At 69.4% G+C, this 17,279-nt stretch carries 15 protein-coding genes; 10 read left to right on the top strand and 5 right to left on the bottom strand.

Annotated features, from left to right (window positions below; genetic code table 11):
- Positions 1 to 3 precede the first annotated feature (3 nt).
- Genes H507_RS15715 through H507_RS0108475 form a run of 3 tightly spaced genes read right to left on the bottom strand, consistent with a single transcriptional unit; the run spans position 4 to position 3,075 of the window.
- Positions 4 to 882: an amidohydrolase family protein gene (locus H507_RS15715; RefSeq protein ID WP_022910290.1), complete on the bottom strand. Its 879-nt coding sequence runs from the start codon at positions 880 to 882 to the stop codon at positions 4 to 6.
- Positions 879 to 1,805 (bottom strand): aldo/keto reductase, encoded by a 927-nt coding sequence (locus H507_RS0108480; protein WP_026377988.1) that lies wholly within the window; start codon positions 1,803 to 1,805, stop codon positions 879 to 881. The genes H507_RS15715 and H507_RS0108480 overlap by 4 nt, the downstream gene beginning before the upstream one ends.
- Positions 1,798 to 3,075, bottom strand: a complete 1,278-nt coding sequence (locus H507_RS0108475) for an enolase C-terminal domain-like protein (RefSeq protein WP_022910288.1) — start codon at positions 3,073 to 3,075, stop codon at positions 1,798 to 1,800. The genes H507_RS0108480 and H507_RS0108475 overlap by 8 nt, the downstream gene beginning before the upstream one ends.
- Positions 3,076 to 3,147: 72 nt before the next feature.
- Between H507_RS0108475 and H507_RS0108470 the strand changes: the two genes are divergently transcribed.
- The 5 genes from H507_RS0108470 to H507_RS0108450 all read left to right on the top strand — a co-directional run bounded on the left by H507_RS0108470 (position 3,148) and on the right by H507_RS0108450 (position 6,650).
- Complete coding sequence (locus tag H507_RS0108470) at positions 3,148 to 3,903, top strand: SDR family NAD(P)-dependent oxidoreductase (protein WP_026377986.1); 756 nt, start codon at positions 3,148 to 3,150, stop codon at positions 3,901 to 3,903.
- Between the two features lies 1 nt (position 3,904).
- The gene (locus H507_RS0108465) at positions 3,905 to 4,606 is read left to right on the top strand and encodes a FadR/GntR family transcriptional regulator (protein ID WP_022910286.1); all 702 of its coding nucleotides are present in this window, start codon (positions 3,905 to 3,907) and stop codon (positions 4,604 to 4,606) included.
- Positions 4,607 to 4,690: 84 nt separating this feature from the next.
- Positions 4,691 to 5,227, top strand: coding sequence for an elongation factor P (gene efp, locus H507_RS0108460; protein WP_040438193.1), 537 nt, complete (start codon positions 4,691 to 4,693; stop codon positions 5,225 to 5,227).
- A complete protein-coding gene (nusB, locus tag H507_RS15710; RefSeq protein WP_022910284.1) occupies positions 5,224 to 5,736 on the top strand; it encodes a transcription antitermination factor NusB in 513 nt (170 codons plus the stop codon). Before efp ends, nusB begins: the two co-directional genes overlap by 4 nt.
- Complete coding sequence (locus tag H507_RS0108450) at positions 5,733 to 6,650, top strand: ADP-ribosylglycohydrolase family protein (protein WP_022910283.1); 918 nt, start codon at positions 5,733 to 5,735, stop codon at positions 6,648 to 6,650. The genes nusB and H507_RS0108450 overlap by 4 nt, the downstream gene beginning before the upstream one ends.
- Before the next feature lie 3 nt (positions 6,651 to 6,653).
- Here the strand turns inward: H507_RS0108450 and H507_RS0108445 are convergent, their stop codons facing one another.
- Positions 6,654 to 8,126 (bottom strand): 13E12 repeat family protein, encoded by a 1,473-nt coding sequence (locus H507_RS0108445; protein WP_022910282.1) that lies wholly within the window; start codon positions 8,124 to 8,126, stop codon positions 6,654 to 6,656.
- 142 nt (positions 8,127 to 8,268) lie between these two features.
- Here H507_RS0108445 and H507_RS0108440 point away from each other — a divergent pair, with 142 nt between their 5' ends.
- On the top strand, positions 8,269 to 9,102 hold the full coding sequence (locus tag H507_RS0108440; RefSeq protein ID WP_022910281.1) for a class I SAM-dependent methyltransferase: 834 nt from the start codon (positions 8,269 to 8,271) through the stop codon (positions 9,100 to 9,102).
- On the opposite strand, the gene H507_RS0108435 is transcribed toward H507_RS0108440, so the two are convergent.
- Entirely contained in the window at positions 9,072 to 10,808 is a 1,737-nt protein-coding gene (locus tag H507_RS0108435) for a heparinase II/III domain-containing protein (protein ID WP_022910280.1), read from the bottom strand. The genes H507_RS0108440 and H507_RS0108435 overlap by 31 nt on opposite strands.
- 116 nt (positions 10,809 to 10,924) lie before the next feature.
- On the opposite strand from H507_RS0108435, the gene carA reads away from it, so the two are divergent.
- The 4 genes from carA to pyrF are packed head-to-tail and all read left to right on the top strand — an operon-like array spanning position 10,925 to position 17,263.
- On the top strand, positions 10,925 to 12,037 hold the full coding sequence (gene carA, locus H507_RS0108430; RefSeq protein ID WP_022910279.1) for a glutamine-hydrolyzing carbamoyl-phosphate synthase small subunit: 1,113 nt from the start codon (positions 10,925 to 10,927) through the stop codon (positions 12,035 to 12,037).
- A complete protein-coding gene (gene carB / locus H507_RS0108425) occupies positions 12,038 to 15,370 on the top strand; it encodes a carbamoyl-phosphate synthase large subunit (protein WP_022910278.1) in 3,333 nt (1,110 codons plus the stop codon).
- Complete coding sequence (locus H507_RS0108420) at positions 15,357 to 16,451, top strand: quinone-dependent dihydroorotate dehydrogenase (RefSeq protein ID WP_022910277.1); 1,095 nt, start codon at positions 15,357 to 15,359, stop codon at positions 16,449 to 16,451. Before carB ends, H507_RS0108420 begins: the two co-directional genes overlap by 14 nt.
- The gene (gene pyrF, locus H507_RS0108415) at positions 16,451 to 17,263 is read left to right on the top strand and encodes an orotidine-5'-phosphate decarboxylase (RefSeq protein WP_022910276.1); all 813 of its coding nucleotides are present in this window, start codon (positions 16,451 to 16,453) and stop codon (positions 17,261 to 17,263) included. Before H507_RS0108420 ends, pyrF begins: the two co-directional genes overlap by 1 nt.
- Positions 17,264 to 17,279: the final 16 nt, after the last annotated feature.

Below are 17,279 nucleotides of genomic sequence, written 5' to 3'. Positions count from 1 at the left end.
GCTTCAGCCGAGCCGGTAGACCCGGCAGGCGGTTGCGTGCCACAGGTCGTCCTGCTGGGCGGACGAGAGCGTGCCGGCCCAGCCCCTGATCGCCTCCAGGTGGGGTGCGTATCCGCCGTCGAAGCGGGTGGTCATCGGCCAGTCGCTGCCGTACATCAGCCGGTTCGAGCCGAACAGTTCCAAGGCGGTGTCGAGCACCGGGGTGAGGTCATCGGTGGTGAGCGGGGCACGGGTGCCCGGGCTGGCGCCGGCAGCCTGCAGCCCCGACACCTTGGCCACCACATTGGGCAGGGCCGCGGCCGTGGCGAGGAATTCCTGCCACGACGCCATCGCCCGCCGGGCATCGGCCACAGACCGCGGCGGCTTGGCGAGGTGGTCGACCACCACCGTCAGCGCGGGCAGGTCGCTGGCCAGACGGGTGAGCTGGTCGAGGTGCCGGGGCCACGCATCGGGCACGTCCAAGGGGAGACCCGCCGCGGCCACCAGCGACAACGACGCGCGGACCTGGTCGTGGTCGAGGAACTCGGCGTCGGGGTCGTCGTGCACCAGATGGCGCACGCCCACCAGGGGGCGGTGGGCGAGTCGGGCCAGTTCCTCCGCAGTGGCGGCCGGGTCGAGCAGGGGCAGCCAGCCGACCACCCCCACGATCCACGGGTGCTGGTCGGCCCACTCGAGCAACAGGTCGGTCTCCGCCGTGGAGTCCTCCGCCTGCACCAGCACCACCTGGTCGACACCGGCCGCGTCGAGCACGGTGCGTGCCTCGTCCGGCAGGTGGTCGCGGTGCAGGTCAGCCCAGTCGGGGGTGAGCCACGGGTAGGCGTGTGGGTCGGTCGTCCGACGTCCGAGGTCCCACAGGTGCAGGTGACTGTCGACGACCCTCATGCCCCGACGGCCCGCCAGAACTCGTCGGGGATGGGCGCACGGAGTTGGTCGAGGTTCCGCGCGATGTGGTCGACGCTGGCACCACCGACGACGAGTCGGACGACCGCAGGGTGGCGCAGTGGGAACTGCAGCGCCGCGGCCGCCAACTCCACCCCGTACTCCCGGCAGGCAGCTTCGAGTGCCTGCACCCGGTCCTTCTTCTCGGCAGTGATCGGCACGTAGTCGAACAGGTCGTCACCACGCAGACCGGTCGCCAGCACCCCGCCGTTGAGCACGGCCGCAGCCGCCACCGCGATGCCCTGGGCGAGGGCCCGGTCGAGGATGCGGGTGCCATCGGTGGCCAGCGTGTGGGCGCCGGCGACCATCAGTTCGTCCCAGCCTCCGCGATCGGCCGCTTCGTACAGCGCCGTGGCGTCCATCGACGCGAACCCGATGGCCCCGACCAACCCCTCGTCCTTGAGAGCGAGCAGTCCCTCCTGGGCCGTGGTCAGGCCGGCCTCCAGGTCGTAGCGCTCGGCATCGTGCACGTAGGCGACGTCGACCCGCTCGAGCCCGAGCCGGTCGAGGGACGACAGCAGGCTGGCGCGCACGCCCGCTGCGCTGAAGTCGGGTTGGCGTCGGTGGTCGGCAGGCACCAGGAAGTCCTCGTCGTCCAGCCTGCCGCCGGCCTCCTGGCGCACCAGTAGGCGGCCCACCTTGGTCGTGACCAGCACCTGGTCGCGGGGCACCTCGGTGAGCAGGTCGGCCAGGAATCGCCCGAGCCTGCGCTCGGACAGGCCCAGGCCGTAGTGGGGGGCCGTGTCGAAGCCGCGCAGTCCCAGCCGCCAGGCGCCGGTGAGCACCTCAGCGGCCTGGTCGTCGGTGAAGGAACGCAGGTGGTTGCCGATGGTCGAGCAGCCCAGCGCCAGCATCGGTTCAGACATGGCGATACCTCTCGATCGAGGTGGCCAGCATCTCGGCGCCGGCCCCGGGGGCGGTGGGGGCGTGATAGCGGCCGCCGGTGACGACGACGGGGGTGACGAAGTGTTCGTGCAGGTGGTCCACGTACTCGATCATGCGCCCCTGCATGGTTCCCGAGAGCGCGACGAAGTCGAACATGGCCAGGTGCTGCACGGCTTCGCACAGCCCGACCCCGCCGGCGTGGGGGCAGACGGGCACCCCGAACTCGGCGGCCAACAACAGCATGGCGATGTTCTCGTTGACGCCCGCGACCCGGCTGGCGTCGATCTGCAACACGTCGAGGGCCTCGGCCTGCAGGAACTGCTTGGCCAGCACCCGGTTCATCATGTGCTCGCCCGTGGCCACCGGGGTGGGGGAGACCCCGCGGCGGATGGCCGCATGACCCAACACGTCGTCTGGACTGGTGGGTTCCTCGATCCAGGCGATCTCGGTGACCTCGGCCAATCGGTTCACCCAGGCGATGGCCTCAGCCACGTCCCAGTGCTGGTTGGCGTCGATGGCGATCGGGATGTCGGGCCCCACGGCCTCGCGGGCCAGCCGCAGTCGGCGCAGGTCGTCGTCCAGCGAGGCCCCCACCTTGAGCTTGATCTGGCAGAACCCGTCGGCGACCGCCTCCCGGGCCAGCCGGACGAGCTTCTCGTCGGAGTAGCCCAGCCATCCCGGGGTGGTGGTGTAGGCGGGGTAGCCGGAGGCGAGCAGTTCGGCCTCGCGTGCGGCCCGGCCGGGTTCGGCTTCGCGCAACAGTTCCAGGGCTCGCTCAGGGGTGAGCGCATCGGTGAGGTAACGGAAGTCGACGAGGTCGACGAGTTCCTCGGGGCTCATCCGCGCCAGCACCTGCCACAGGGGCAGTCGGGCGCGCTTGGCCTTGAGGTCCCACAGGGCGTTGATGACGGCCCCGAGGGCCATGTGCATCACGCCCTTCTCGGGGCCGAGCCAGCGCAGTTGGGAGTCCCCGTTGAGTTCTCGCCAGACCCCGCCGAGGTCGTCGAGCAGGCTGAGGTCGCGGCCGATCAGGTGCTGGGCGACCAGTGCGTTCGCGGCTGCCTGCACGTCATTGCCTCGTCCGATGGTGAACACGAAACCGTGGCCCGAACCACCGTCGGAGGTGTCGAGACGTAGATAGGCTGCGGAGTAGTCCGGATCGGGGTTCATGGCATCGGAGCCGTCCAGGAATTGTGAGGTCGGGAACCGCACGTCCTCCGCATGACATCCGATGATTGTTGCCGCGCCCACGCTTGTCTCCCTTGACCGATTGCCTGCTGGCCACGCTAGACATCGGATGTCTTCACCGTCAAGATGGTGCCCATGACGGAATTCGACGGACTGGTGGCCATCGTCACCGGAGGCGCCAGCGGCATCGGGCTGGCGGTCGTGGAGCAATTGCTGGCCAAGGGCGCGCGGGTGGCAGCCTTCGACGTCAGCCCGGTAGGGCTACCCGAGGGGGTGCTCGCCGTGCGTGCCGACGTCACCGATGACGCCTCGGTCGTCGCGGGCGTGGATCAGGTCGTGTCGCAGTTCGGTGGGGTCGACATCGTCGTCAACAACGCCGGTATCGGCTCGCAGGGCGATGTGGCGGCCAATGACGACGCCGAGTGGGCGCGCGGGTTCGACGTCAACGTGATCGGGATGGCGCGGGTGACCCGGGCGGCGTTGCCGCACCTGCGGGCCAGCCGTCATGCCGCCGTGGTCAACACCGGCTCCATCGCCGGAGACGCCGGCCTGCCGCAGCGCGCGGTGTACAGCGCCACCAAGGGTGCCGTGCACGCGCTCACCCGGGCGATGGCGGCCGACCACGTGCGGGAGGGCATCCGGGTCAACGCCGTCGCCCCGGGCACGGCCGACACGCCCTGGGTGAAGCGCCTGCTCGCCAAGGCGGACGACCCCGCCGCCGAGCGGGCCGCGCTGGAGGCCAGGCAGCCGCACGGACGCCTGGTCAGTGCCGACGAGGTCGCCCATGCCATCGTCCATCTGGCGAGCCCGCTGTCGGGTTCGACGACGGGCACCGTGTTCGCGGTCGACGGAGGCATGGCCGCGCTGAGGTTGCGCCCGGTGCAGGACTGAGGTGGCCGTCACCGACGATGCCATCGAGGCGATCAAGCAGATGATCGCCGCTGGCTCGCTCAGGCCCGGCGACCGCCTGCCGAGGGAGGCCGACCTGGCCGCCACGCTGGGGCTGTCGCGTAGTTCCCTGCGGGAGGCGGTCAAGGCCTTGGCGCTGATCAGGGTGCTCGACGTCAGGCAGGGCGACGGCACCTACGTGGCCAGTCTCAGCCCGTCCTCGCTGGTCGACGTGATGGGGTTCGTCGCCGAGTTGGCCCAAGACGCCACCGTGCTGCAGTACATGCAGCTGAGGCGGCTGCTCGAGCCCGAGGTGACGGCGCTGGCCGCCCAGACGATGACCGCGGACGAGGCCCGTGCCCTCGGAGACCTGTTGGACGAGCTGCCGTCTGATCCCGACATCGAGTCACTGGTGGCCAACGACGCCGCCTTCCACTCCCGGATCGCGGAGGCCGCGGACAATCCGCTGATCGGTTCGCTGTTGCACGCCGTCTCGGGACGAACCCAACGCGCCCGGGTCTGGCGCGGGCTGACCCAGTCGGGGGCGGTGCACCGGACGATCGACGAGCACCGCGCGATCCAGCAGGCGATCGCTCGCGGTGACAGTCAGGCGGCCAGGGCATGGGCCACCGTGCACATCTGCGGGGTGGAGGACTGGCTGCGGGCCTCGCTGGCCGATTCTGCCGCGGAGGGTGCGCGCGGCTAGAATCTTCCGCGGTGCGGGCCCTGGTGCCCGCTGACAACTTCGAAAGGCGATGACGTGGCTTCAACCAACGATCTGAAGAACGGCATGGTGCTCGACCTCGATGGTCAGCTCTGGCAGGTGCTGTGGTTCCAGCACCACAAGCCGGGCAAGGGCAACACCGTCGTCCGCACCAAGCTGAAGCACGTGCTGTCGGGCAAGGTCGTCGACAAGACCTTCAACTCCGACACCAAGGTCGACACCGCAACGGTCGATCGTCGCGACATGCAGTACCTGTACCACGATGGCGACGCGTTCGTCTTCATGGACACCACCACCTATGACCAGGTGGCCATTCCCGACGCGACCGTCGGCGAGGCCAGCGACTACATGCTCGAGAACCAGATGGCCACCGTGGCACTGCACGAGGGCAACCCCCTCTACATCGACCTGCCCGCCTCGGTCGAGCTCGAGATCACCTACACCGAGCCCGGCCTGCAGGGCGATCGTTCGACCGGTGGCACCAAGCCCGCCACCCTCGAGACCGGCAAGCAGATCCAGGTGCCGCTGTTCATCACCACCGGCGAGAAGGTCAAGGTGGACACCCGTGACGGTTCCTACCTGGGCCGCATCACCGACAAGTGACCGGTACCGGGGGCCGTCCGCACTTCTCGGCGCGGACGAAGGCGCGCAAGGCCGCCCTTGACGTGCTGTTCGAGGCCGACCTGCGTGGCGAGCCGGCGCTGGCCATCCTGCACGACCACGTGCTGCTGGCCGACCCGCCGTTGCGGGAGTACACGGCCGAACTCGTCGAGGGCGTGATGGCGAACCTCCGTTCCATCGACGCGCGGCTCAGTCAGGCGCTGGACGAGGGATGGTCGCTGCCGCGCATGCCGCGGGTCGACCGTGCACTGGCCCGGATCGCCGTCTATGAGATCGACCACGGCGGCATCGACCACCGGGTCGCCATCGCGGAGGCCCTCGTGCTGGCCGGCGAGTTGTCGACCGACGAGTCACCCAGCTTTCTCAACGGGGTGCTGTCGGGTGTCGTCCGGGCACCCATGATGGACGAGGACCAGGTCGCCCAGGTGCACGCCGAAGTGGTGGCCGAGGCCGAGCAGACCGGCGAGCCCACGACCGACGAGTTGGAATGACCCCCAGCCGCTTCGACCTGGAGACCTACCGATCACGCGTTCGGGGTTCCCTGCTCGGAGGGGCCATCGGGGACGCCTTGGGTGGGCCGGTGGAGTTCTGGAAGACCGAGAAGATCCTCGCCAGATGCGGCGAGGGTGGGGTGCGGGAGTACGTCCCGTGGCGGGTCGACGGACGAGACCCCTGCCTGACGGCCCTGCGATCGGCCCGGGCCGGTGCTCGTCGCCCCAAGCAGTTCGGTGCCGCGGCCGACAATGACTCCAAGGGGTGCGGGGGAGTGATGCGCAGCGCCCCGTTCGGGTTGCTGCCGTCGTGGGGGTGGGCGGGGCTCGACTTCTGCTACTCCGGGGCCGCCGAGGCTGCCGGTCACGCCCACGGCCATCCCACGGGTCAGATCGCATCCGGCGCCTTGGCGGTGCTGGTGGGCGCCATCGTCCGCGGTCAGGGTCTGCGTGAGGCGACCCGGACCATGATCGAGGTTCTGCGGGAGCGCGACAGCAACGGCGAGACGCTGCGAGCGGTGCAGGCGGCGATCGATCTGGGCGAGTCCGTCGGGGGAGTGGCTTCGACGACCACGATGGAGTCGCTGGGGGGCGGCTGGATCGCCGAGGAGGCGTTGGCCATGGCGCTGCACGCAGCGCTGGTGTTCCCGGAGCCCGACCAGATGCTCGACGCCCTGGCCTACGCGGTGACCCACTCGGGGGACAGCGATTCGACCGGCGCCATCTGCGGCAACATCCTGGGCGCCCTGCACGGGGAGACGGCGTTGCCACCCTCGCTCGTCTTCGAGGTCGAGGGCCGGGGGACGATCCTCGAACTGGCCGACGACTTCGTCCTCGAGTTCACGGGTGGGGAGCACCCGCACGGGGACTGGGGTCCGCACACCCGGTGGACGGACCGCTATCCGGGCTGGTGAGGCTCAGGCGACGTCGGGCAGTGCGATGAAGTCCTCGTGGTCGAGCACCACAGTGCAGGAGGGCGTCACCAGATAGCGATGGTTCCGTGGTGAGGTCCACAGGAAGCATCCCGGAATGGGTTGATCCAGCTTCCAGCCACCGTGGGTCTTCGCGCGATGGGCTCGTCGATCGAGCGGTCCGAGATTGTTGGTTGCCGTTTGACCCGGGGGACCATTCCTCGCGAACGACAACGTGTGGTCGACGTCGCAGGATTCGCTCTGCTTCTTGCTGAAGGGAAAGACCGAAAGCGGATTCCTGACCTGAATCGCTTCGCGCAAATGGGTTGGCACTTCGTAGCTGTCGGAGGGCCGCAGGGAGTCGACCGTGAGAACCGGACGAAGAGCGATCCGGGTGTGACCGACGAGATCGGCCAACCACGACACGAGCTGGGGTCCCAGCGCCTCGACCCTGACGAGGGCATCGGGCTCGATGTCGGCGTCGCGCAGGGTCGCATCGGACAGATGCACCCGGATCTCAGCCTTGGGGAGCAGCCGGTCGGGGTGGACCGTGATGGTTCCGCACGTGTGCCCGCGCTGCCCCAGCGCTGGGCAGTCAAGGTCGAGCCCGTCCTCGTCGACCAGGGCGGGCAGCTCGTCCAGGAGCGAGGCCTGGATCAGTTGCAGGGCTCGGGCAGGTGTACCCAGCACGCCGAGCGCCTTGGCCCGCCGCACCTCGAGGGTGTCGCTGTCGCCGGCCCGCTTGAAGATCTCTGCCAGCCGGTCCACCTGGGCGTCGAGGCCGATGGCGTCGGCGGCATCGAGCGTGGCCGTGAGGCCAGTGGTGTGACCGTTCTCTGACGAGGTGAACTCGACGCGCCGTCTGGCCCGGTCTCGGTCACGCTCATCGTTGGCCTCGTCGGACCGGAGTTGGCGGACCAGCGCACGGGCATGGGCCTCGAGCCGGGTCGGGCTCATTCCAGCAGCGCGGGGCGAGAGCTCTGAGTCGAGCCAGGCTGCTTGTTCGGCGTCAAGCCCCCGGATGAGATCGGCCAGTGTGCGGGCCTGCCACACCTCGAGACGATCCGCCTTGAGCAACGCCCAGATGCCCGGCAGGCGGTACTTCGCCGCAAGGGCGTCGCGCATCAGGGCCCACGCGGCGTCGGGAGTGAGGCGCAGGCGAGGACCCAGTTCGAGGGACGCGAACTCCGCGACCAGAGGGGTTCCGTCTCCGGCCATGCGCGACAGTCGTTCTCCGTGCATCACGGGCGCCATGCCCGAGGCGGCGCGAGCGCCCTCGCGGATCATGGCCTCGCGGCCGGACAGTTCGGCGTACTCGGCGGCCAACTGGAACTCGGCGAGAGTGGCACGACGGCGAAGGGCGCGCATCTTCGTGATCTCCTCGAGAGCATCGGACGCACTGGACGAGAAGACGGCATCGGGCCGCGAGACATCGGGCAGCTCGTGCCACCAGTCGAGGTTAGACGTCGATTCGTACATGTGTACCATTCTACGTCACCCGACTGACAATTCCCAGTGCTGCAGAGCATCTCTCCGGGATTCCGAGGGGTACCCACAAACGTCCTCAGCACTGTGCGTCAGGGACCCGTGACAAGTCTTCCGCCCGGTGCCACCATGACTCATGACCTCCGAACACGTGGCCGCCGTCGCGAAGGTCTTCGACAGCCTTGCCGGGGACTACGACCGCATGGGCTTCGACTTCTTCGTCCCGCTGGCGCAGGGGCTGGTCGACGCGCTCGACCCACGACCCGGCGAGGTCTGTGCCGACCTGGGCTGTGGGCCGGGCACCGCCACAGCGATGCTCGCCCGCCGCGTGGCTCCCCAAGGACGGGTGACGGGCGTCGACATCAGCACCGCCATGATCGATCGGGCCAGATCCGAGTGCGGCGCCGGTGAGTCCAGCCTCGACACGGTCACCTTCGTTCAGGGCGATGCCCAGCAACCCGACCTTCCTGAGGGCAGTCACGACCTCGTCGCCTCGGCCCTCGTCCTGTTCTTCCTGCCCGACCCGCAAGCCGCCCTCTCCCACTGGGTGCGACTGTTGAAACCCGGCGGACGACTGGGCATCTCCACCTTCGGTCCGGCCGGCGAGGGATGGGACGCCTTGAGCGCCCTGCTCCGCCCATGGATGCCGGCTGCCGACCCGAAAGCTGCCGAGTTGTCGTCCCTGTTCGGCAGCGACGAGCAACTCGAGCGAGCATTCCAGCGCGCTGGCGCCACCACGGTCTCGACCAGCCACCGACGTATCTCGCTGCCCTTCGACGGAGTGCCCGCCTGGGAACGGTTCAGTCGGTCCGTCGGGCAACGGGCGGCCTGGATGCGGCTCAGCCCTGACGAACTCAGCCAGGTTCGGTCAGCGGCGGAGCAGGTGTTGGCCCAGCACGGCCCGGACGCCTACTGGCAGGACGTCCGCTACACCATCGGTCACCGGCCACCCGCATCCACGGACAACTGACAGGTCCACACCAGCGAACCGTCGAGCTCGGCTGTCACCTGGGCGATCCACAGGGTCCGTGGTGCCCCGTGGTGCGATCGAGTGTCGAGCCGACACACCTCGACCCGTCCCGTCGACAGGGCCGCGGTCAACGTCCCTCTGGACGCCTGCCAGCGCAACCCACCCGCCAGCACCTCCGGTTCTACCTCACTGACCAGGTGCCATCCGACGGTGCTCCCGTCGGCCACGACGGTGTCGGTCAGGGTGACGCTGGCCCCGGCATCCGCCCACTCCACCCGCCGCTCGACCCGCCCCTGATTTCGGAGCCCATCGGGTAGGGCACTGGAGAGGTCGAGTGAGATCCAACCCCGTTCGAGCCCCAGTTCGTGGCCCGTGACGACGGCCCGGGCCTCGGCGCCGAGTCGTTGTTGTCGTCCGTCGACAAGCGGGGCGTTGTGGGCGAAGCTCGAGGGTTCGAAGAAGTCGTAGCGGGTCTCGTCCGCGAAGTACTCGCGGGTGTAGACCCCCGACCCCGGGTCGAGCAGCACCTGTTCTGACCCCACCCACACGCTCAGCTGCCCGAGATCGAGCTGGTTGTGGGACTCCCCGTTGTCGCCGGCCTTCACCGCCAACGCCCGGTCGTCGTTCGAGACCACCAGCCACCCGGTGTCATCCAACAGGTCGACGTGCGGACGACCCGGCGTCTCGGGCGGCAGCCACACCGGTGCCCGAGATATCGACAGCCAACGCGCGCAGGGGTCCTGTCCGATCACCTCGACCGGAACCGTGGGCAGCTCGATGCCGCGGCCGTGCCACCAGCCGACAGCGCTCGAGGCGACCGGGTCGTCGGTGGTGTCGGAGAAGGTGATGCCCGCGCCACCGGGCAACGAGACCTTGGCCGGGAACTCCGCAGCGGCCAGGGCCCTCGGATCGTCCGCCAGTCTCACGGCACCCGAGGTGAGCCGCTCCACCAGGTCGGCGAACCCGATGAAGTGCACCATGCCGTACGACCAGTAGCCCAGCCCTTCGGCGCAGCCACCGTCGGAGCCGAAGCCCGACAGATACCAGTCCAGCGCCGACAGCACGCGGGCGAGGATGCGTACCAGTCGCTCGCGGTCATGCTCCAGCAGCAGCGCTGCCGATCCGACCGCACCCGCGCAGACCGCCGACCAGTTGTTCTCGGCCGTCTCCCACCAGAACGAGGTGTCCGGGTCGGCCAACGGGTCGAGCACCCGGCGGCTGACCTGCTCGGTCACCAGGTCGTGCACCCGCGGGTCGAGTTCGCCCGACAGCAGGGTCACCAGCTCGGCGAGGGTGTTGGCGGTCTCCGCAGCGAACAGGTCCACCTGTCGCTGCCCACCCGGTTCCCAGCCGCCGTGGGCCGGCAATGCCCAACTCGGCTCCTCGCAGACGGCCGCGATCCGATCGGGCAGCGCGTGCAGGGCGTCGCGGCGTCCGGCCATCGATGACAGCCCGATCGCCGCCAGCCTGCGACGACGGGCGAAGTAGGCGTCCTCGTAGGGGAGCCGTGCACCCGTGTCGAGGTACTCCCAGACGGCCGTCCGCGGCAGGGTCGGTTCGGGAGCGGCCAGCGCCTCGTCGGTGGCAGCGGCCAGCGTGCGCCAGAAGTCGTCGAGCCGCGGCTCGTCGCGCACCGGCTCCCAAACGAGGGTGACCTCGTCGGGCAGTGCGGCCACCAGATCGTCGGCGGTGAAGGTCCACGTCATGGGTCCAGCCTGTCATCCGTCCAGCGTCCGCAGTGTGGGCGGTGGGCGTCGGGCTCGCTGCTAAAGTTCTGCAGACACTTCCACGCTTGACCTGCCTTGGCAGGGGAAGGACGGCCATGCCCGAAGCAATCCTGGTTCTGGAGGATGGCCGCCGTTTCCGCGGTGAGGCCTACGGTGCGATCGGTGAGACGTTCGGGGAGGCCGTGTTCGCCACCGCGATGACCGGCTACCAGGAGACGCTCACCGACCCGAGCTACCACCGGCAGGTGGTCGTGATGACCGCCCCCCACGTCGGCAACACGGGCTGGAACGACGAGGACGACGAGTCCAGCCGCATCTGGGTGGCCGGCTACGTCGTCCGTGACCCCGCCCGGCTCGCCTCGAACTGGAGGGCCCGGCGCAGCCTCGACGACGAACTCAAGGCCCAGGGCATCGTGGGCATCTCGGGCATCGACACCCGTGCCCTCACGCGCCACCTGCGCGACAAGGGCGCGATGAGGGTCGGCATCAGTTCCGAGGGCACCGACCCCGAGGCGCTGCTCGCCAAGGTGCTCGAGCAACCCTCGATGGCGGGCGCCAACCTGGTCGACGACGTCACCACCGACCACCCCTACGTGGTGCCGGCCGAGGGCGAGAAACTCTTCACCGTCGCCGCCGTCGATCTCGGCATCAAGGCGATGACCCCCCAGCGGATGGCCCAGCGGGGCATCGAGGTGCACGTGCTGCCGGCCTCGTCCTCCCTCGACGACATTCGCGCCACCGGCGCAGACGGCGTGTTCTTCTCCAACGGCCCGGGCGACCCGGCTGCGGCCGAGCATTCGGTCCAGTTGCTCCAGCAGGTGCTCACCGCGGGCATGCCCTACTTCGGCATCTGCTTCGGCAACCAGATCTTCGGACGAGCCCTCGGCCTGGGCACCTACAAGCTGCCGTTCGGCCACCGCGGGGTGAACCAGCCCGTGATGGACCTGGGCACCCGCAAGGTCGAGATCACCAGCCAGAACCACGGGTTCGCGGTCGACGCCCCCGTCGGGGACGACCTCGACACCCCCTATGGCACCGCGCGGGTGAGCCACATCGGACTCAACGACCACGTGGTCGAGGGACTGGAACTGCGCAAGGACGGCAAGCTGATCGCCTTCTCGGTGCAGTACCACCCCGAGGCCGCTGCCGGACCGCACGACGCCGCCTACCTCTTCGACCGCTTCGTCGACCTGCTGAAGGACAACTGAATGCCCAAGCGCACCGACATCTCGTCGATCCTGGTGATCGGCTCCGGACCCATCGTCATCGGCCAAGCGGCCGAGTTCGACTACTCGGGCACCCAGGCCTGCCGGGTGCTGCGTGAGGAGGGGTTCCGGGTCATCCTGGTCAACTCGAACCCGGCCACGATCATGACCGACCCCGAGTTCGCCGACGCCACCTACGTCGAGCCGATCACCCCGGAGTTCGTCGAGCGGGTGATCGCCAAGGAGCGTCCCGATGCCGTGCTGGCCACCCTCGGCGGCCAGACCGCGCTGAACACCGCCATCGCGCTGCACGACAACGGGGTGCTCGAGAAGTACGGTGCCGAACTGATCGGCGCCTCGGTCGAGGCGATCCAGCGCGGTGAGGACCGCGAGCAGTTCAAGCAGATCGTGCTCGCGCTGACCGGCATCACCGGAGGCACCGCCGAGGTGGCCAAGTCGGCCATCTGCCACACCATGGACGAGGTGGTCGCCGCCGCCGACGACCTCGGCTACCCCGTCGTGGTGCGCCCCAGCTTCACCATGGGCGGGCTCGGGTCGGGGTTCGCCCACGACGAGACCGAACTGCGCCGCATCGCCGGCACCGGTCTCGACGCCAGCCCCACCACCGAGGTGCTGATCGAGGAGTCGATCACGGGCTGGAAGGAGTACGAGCTCGAGGTGATGCGCGACAAGGCCGACAACGTCGTCATCATCTGCTCGATCGAGAACTTCGACCCCATGGGCATCCACACCGGTGACTCGATCACCGTCGCCCCGGCGATGACCCTGACCGACCGCGAGTACCAGCGGATGCGCGACATCGCCATCGGCGTCATCCGCGCCGTCGGCGTCGACACCGGCGGCTGCAACATCCAGTTCGCGGTCAATCCTGCCGACGGTCGCATGATCGTGATCGAGATGAACCCGCGGGTCTCCCGGTCCTCGGCGCTTGCCTCGAAGGCCACCGGCTTCCCGATCGCCAAGATCGCTGCCAAGGTCGCCGTCGGGTACACCCTCGACGAGATCGACAACGACATCACCCTGAAGACCCCGGCGAGCTTCGAGCCGACCCTCGACTACGTCGTGGTGAAGGTGCCCCGGTTCGCCTTCGAGAAGTTCCCTTCGGCCGACAAGACCCTCACCACCCACATGAAGTCGGTGGGCGAGTCGATGGCCATCGGGCGCAACTTCACCGAGGCCCTGAACAAGGCACTGCGCTCCCTCGAGGCCGGACACCACGGGTTCTGGACCGACACCGAGGACGCCGAGCCGTTCGCCGAGCAGGACGGCGGAGACGTCGACGAGATCCTCGAGCGGCTGCGCCAGCCCCACGACGGACGCATCCTGTTGATGGAGCGGGCCCTGCGCTGGGGCGCCACCCCCGAGCAGGTGATCGAGGCCACCGGGCTCGACCCGTGGTTCATGGACCAACTGGTGCTGATCCACGAGATCGGCAAGCAGGTGCACGACGCACCGGAACTGACCCCCGAACTGCTCCGCCGGGCCAAGCGGCACGGGCTGGGTGACGCCCAGGTCGCGAAGCTGCGCGGTATGCCCGAGGACGTCGTCCGGGGTCTGCGCTGGGCGCTGGGGATTCGTCCGGTCTACAAGACCGTCGACACCTGCGCCGCCGAATTCGAGGCGCACACGCCGTACCACTACTCCTCCTACGACGAGGAGACCGAGGTCGAGCCCCGCGAGAAGCCGGCCGTGCTCATCCTCGGGTCGGGACCCAACCGCATCGGCCAGGGCATCGAGTTCGACTACTCCTGTGTGCATGCCGCCATGGCGCTGTCGGAGGCCGGCTACGAGTCGGTGATGGTCAACTGCAACCCCGAGACGGTCTCGACCGACTACGACACCGCCGACCGGCTCTACTTCGAACCGCTCACCCTCGAAGACGTGCTCGAGGTCTACCACGCCGAGCTCGCAGCGGGCCCGGTGGCCGGGGTGATGGTGCAGTTGGGCGGGCAGACCCCGCTCAAGCTGGCCGCCGCCCTCAAGGCCGCTGGGGTGCCCATCGTGGGCACCAGCCCCGAGGCGATCCACCTGGCCGAGGAGCGCGGCGCCTTCGGGGCCGTGCTCGCCCGGGCCGACCTGCCCGCACCCAAGCACGGCATGGCGGAGTCGTTCGAACAGGCCCGCGCCGTTGCCGCCGAGATCGGCTACCCGGTGCTGGTTCGTCCGAGCTACGTGCTGGGTGGGCGCGGCATGGAGATCGTCTACGACGAGACCTCCCTGGCTCGCTACATCGAACAGTCAACCCTGATCTCGTCGGCCTCACCGGTGCTGGTCGACCGGTTCCTGGACGACGCGGTCGAGATCGACGTCGACGCCCTCTACGACGGCCGGGAGCTCTACCTGGGCGGCGTCATGGAGCACATCGAGGAGGCCGGGATCCACTCCGGTGACTCGGCCTGCGCCCTGCCGCCGATCACCCTCGGTGAGGAGGTCGTCGACCGGATCCGCACCTCGACCGAGGCGATCGCCCGCGGAGTGGGGGTGCGAGGACTGATCAACATCCAGTTCGCGCTCGCCAGCGACACCCTCTACGTGCTCGAGGCCAACCCGCGCGCCTCCCGCACCGTGCCGTTCGTCTCGAAGGCCACCGGCACCCAGCTCGCCAAGGCCGCCGCCCTGGTGATGGTCGGTCGGACGATCGCCGAACTGCGTGAGCAGGGCATGCTCCGCGCCGAGGGCGATGGCGCGATCGTCCGCGAGGGGGCACCGCTGGCGGTGAAGGAGGCGGTGATGCCGTTCAACCGGTTCCGCACCCCCGAGGGCTTCGGTGTCGACACGGTGCTCGGACCTGAGATGCGCTCCACCGGGGAGGTGATGGGGCTCGACACCACCTTCGGTACGGCCTTCGCGAAGGCCCAGGCCGGGGTCGGGCAGGGACTGCCCACTTCGGGCACGGCCTTCGTCGCTGTCGCGAACCGTGACAAGCGGCACGCCATCTTCCCGGTGAAGCGGCTGGCCGACCTCGGCTTCACCCTGTACGCCACGGCCGGCACCGCCACGGTGCTGCGCCGCCACGGCGTGCAGGTCACGACGGTGCGCAAGTTCTCCGAGGGACGAGGACCCGAGGGCGAACCCACCATCGTCGACCTGATCCACGACGACAAGATCGACCTGATCTTCAACACCCCCCAGGGCCAGACCCCCGGCGGCTCGCCGCGTGCCGACGGCTACGAGATCAGGACGGCCGCCATCCGCCAGGGTGTGCCGTGCGTGACCACGGTGCAGGGACTGTCCGCCGCGGTCCAGGGCATCGAGGCGATCCGCGCGGGTGCGGTCGAGGTGAAGAGCCTGCAGGAGTGGAATGATCCGTCCTGACCCCGCCAAACTGGCCGACGGCTGGACCCACTTGTTGGGTGCCGGCTACCAGCGGGTGGCTCGTCCGGTGCTGTTCACCCGCGACCCCGAACAGATCCACGAGGCGATGATCGCCGGCCTCGAGCGGAGTCCTCGGGTGTTCGACCGGGTGCTGCGGTCGACGGTGGCGGGGGAGCGGTCACCGGTCACCCTCGCGGGCGTCAGGTTCCCCGGCCGGGTCGGCCTCGCTGCAGGGCTCGACAAGGACGGTCGCGCAGCCCACGCGTGGGCCGGTTTCGGGTTCGGTTTCGCCGAACTGGGCACCGTCACCCCGGTGGCCCAACCGGGCAACGACCGTCCCCGGCTGTTCCGGCTGCCGGAGTCGAAGGCGATCATCAACCGGATGGGGTTCAACAACTCCGGCTCGGGCGCCTTGGCCGCCAGGTTGCGTCGGGCCGGGGTCCATCGCGGAAACCAGGCCCTCGGACTGGCGGTCGGCATCAGTCTCGGCAAGAACAAGGTCACCCCCAACGAGCGGGCCATCGACGACTACCGGGCCGCCCTGGCCGACGTGGTCGACGTGGCCGACTACGTCGCCATCAACGTCTCCAGCCCCAACACCCCGGGGTTGCGGGCCCTTCAGACCGGCCGTGACCTCGAGGCGTTGGTCGGTGCCGTCGTGAGGGCCGCCCATGAGCACGACCCGGCTCGTCCCCTGCCCGTCTTCGTCAAACTCGCCCCTGATCTCGATCCGGACGACCTGGCCGCGGCCGTCTCTGCTGCCGACCTGGCCGGCGCCGCCGCCCTGGTGGCGACCAACACGACGCTGGCTCGCGACGGGCTCGCCGCCTCGGACCGCGCCACCGGCGAACAGGCGGGCGGACTCTCTGGTGCCCCGCTGAGCGCCCGGGCGCTCGCCGTCGTCGAGCAGGTCGTCGCGCGCACCCAGCTCCCCGTCGTCGGGGTCGGCGGGTTGATGGACGAAGGCGACGTGCGCCGCATGTTCGCCGCCGGCGCCCAGCTGGTGCAGCTCTACACCGGATTCATCTACTCGGGCCCGGCGCTGGTGCGATCTGCCAACCGGGTCTCGAAGGAGCACTGATGACAGCCCCTGCCTACGCCGAACGACTGCGTGCAGCCATCGACCTACGCGGGGGACTGGCCCTGTGTGTCGGCATCGACCCCCACCCGGCCCTGCTCGACGCATGGGGGCTGCCCCTCGACGGCGACGGGGCCGAGCGGTTCGGTCGTCGGGTGGTCGAGTCGCTGGCCGACCGGGTGCCGGTCTTCAAGCCCCAGTCGGGACTGTTCGAACCCTTCGGGTCCCGGGGGGTACTGGCGCTCGAGCGCATCCTGGCCGACCTGCGTGAGGCGAATGCGCTCAGCATCATGGACGCCAAGCGAGGCGACATCGGCTCGACCATGGACGGCTACGCGCGCGCCTACCTCTCGGACGAGTCGCCGCTTCGCTCCGACGCCCTCACCGTCTCCCCGTACCTGGGTTACGAGTCATTGCGTCCGGCCATCGACCTGGCCGCCGCCACCGGGCGTGGTCTTCACGTGCTCTGCCGCACCAGCAATCCCGAGGGTCATGAGGTGCAACTGGCAGCCACCGGCGACGGCTCGGTGGCCCAGACAATCGTGCGCCACGCCCAGCGGGACAATTCGTCCGAGGGCCGAAACCATGTCGGTCTCGTGGTCGGTGGCACGCATGCTGACCTGGGGATCGACCTGACCGGGTTCTCGGGCGTCGTGCTGGTACCCGGGATCGGTGCGCAGGGGGGCACCCTTTCGGGTGTGGCGAGCCAATTCGGCAACACCGACGGGATAGTTTTGCCGAGTGCGTCCCGAGAAGTGCTGGCGGGTGGACCCTCACTGGCCGGGATGCAGGAACGGGTCGAAGGGCTGCGCTGAACCGGCGTGCCGGAAC

It is taken from the genome of Aestuariimicrobium kwangyangense DSM 21549, from assembly GCF_000421525.1.
Lineage (GTDB): Bacteria > Actinomycetota > Actinomycetes > Propionibacteriales > Propionibacteriaceae > Aestuariimicrobium > Aestuariimicrobium kwangyangense.
Note: the sequence above shows the minus strand (reverse complement) of the source record. Positions and strands in the feature narration are given on the sequence as shown.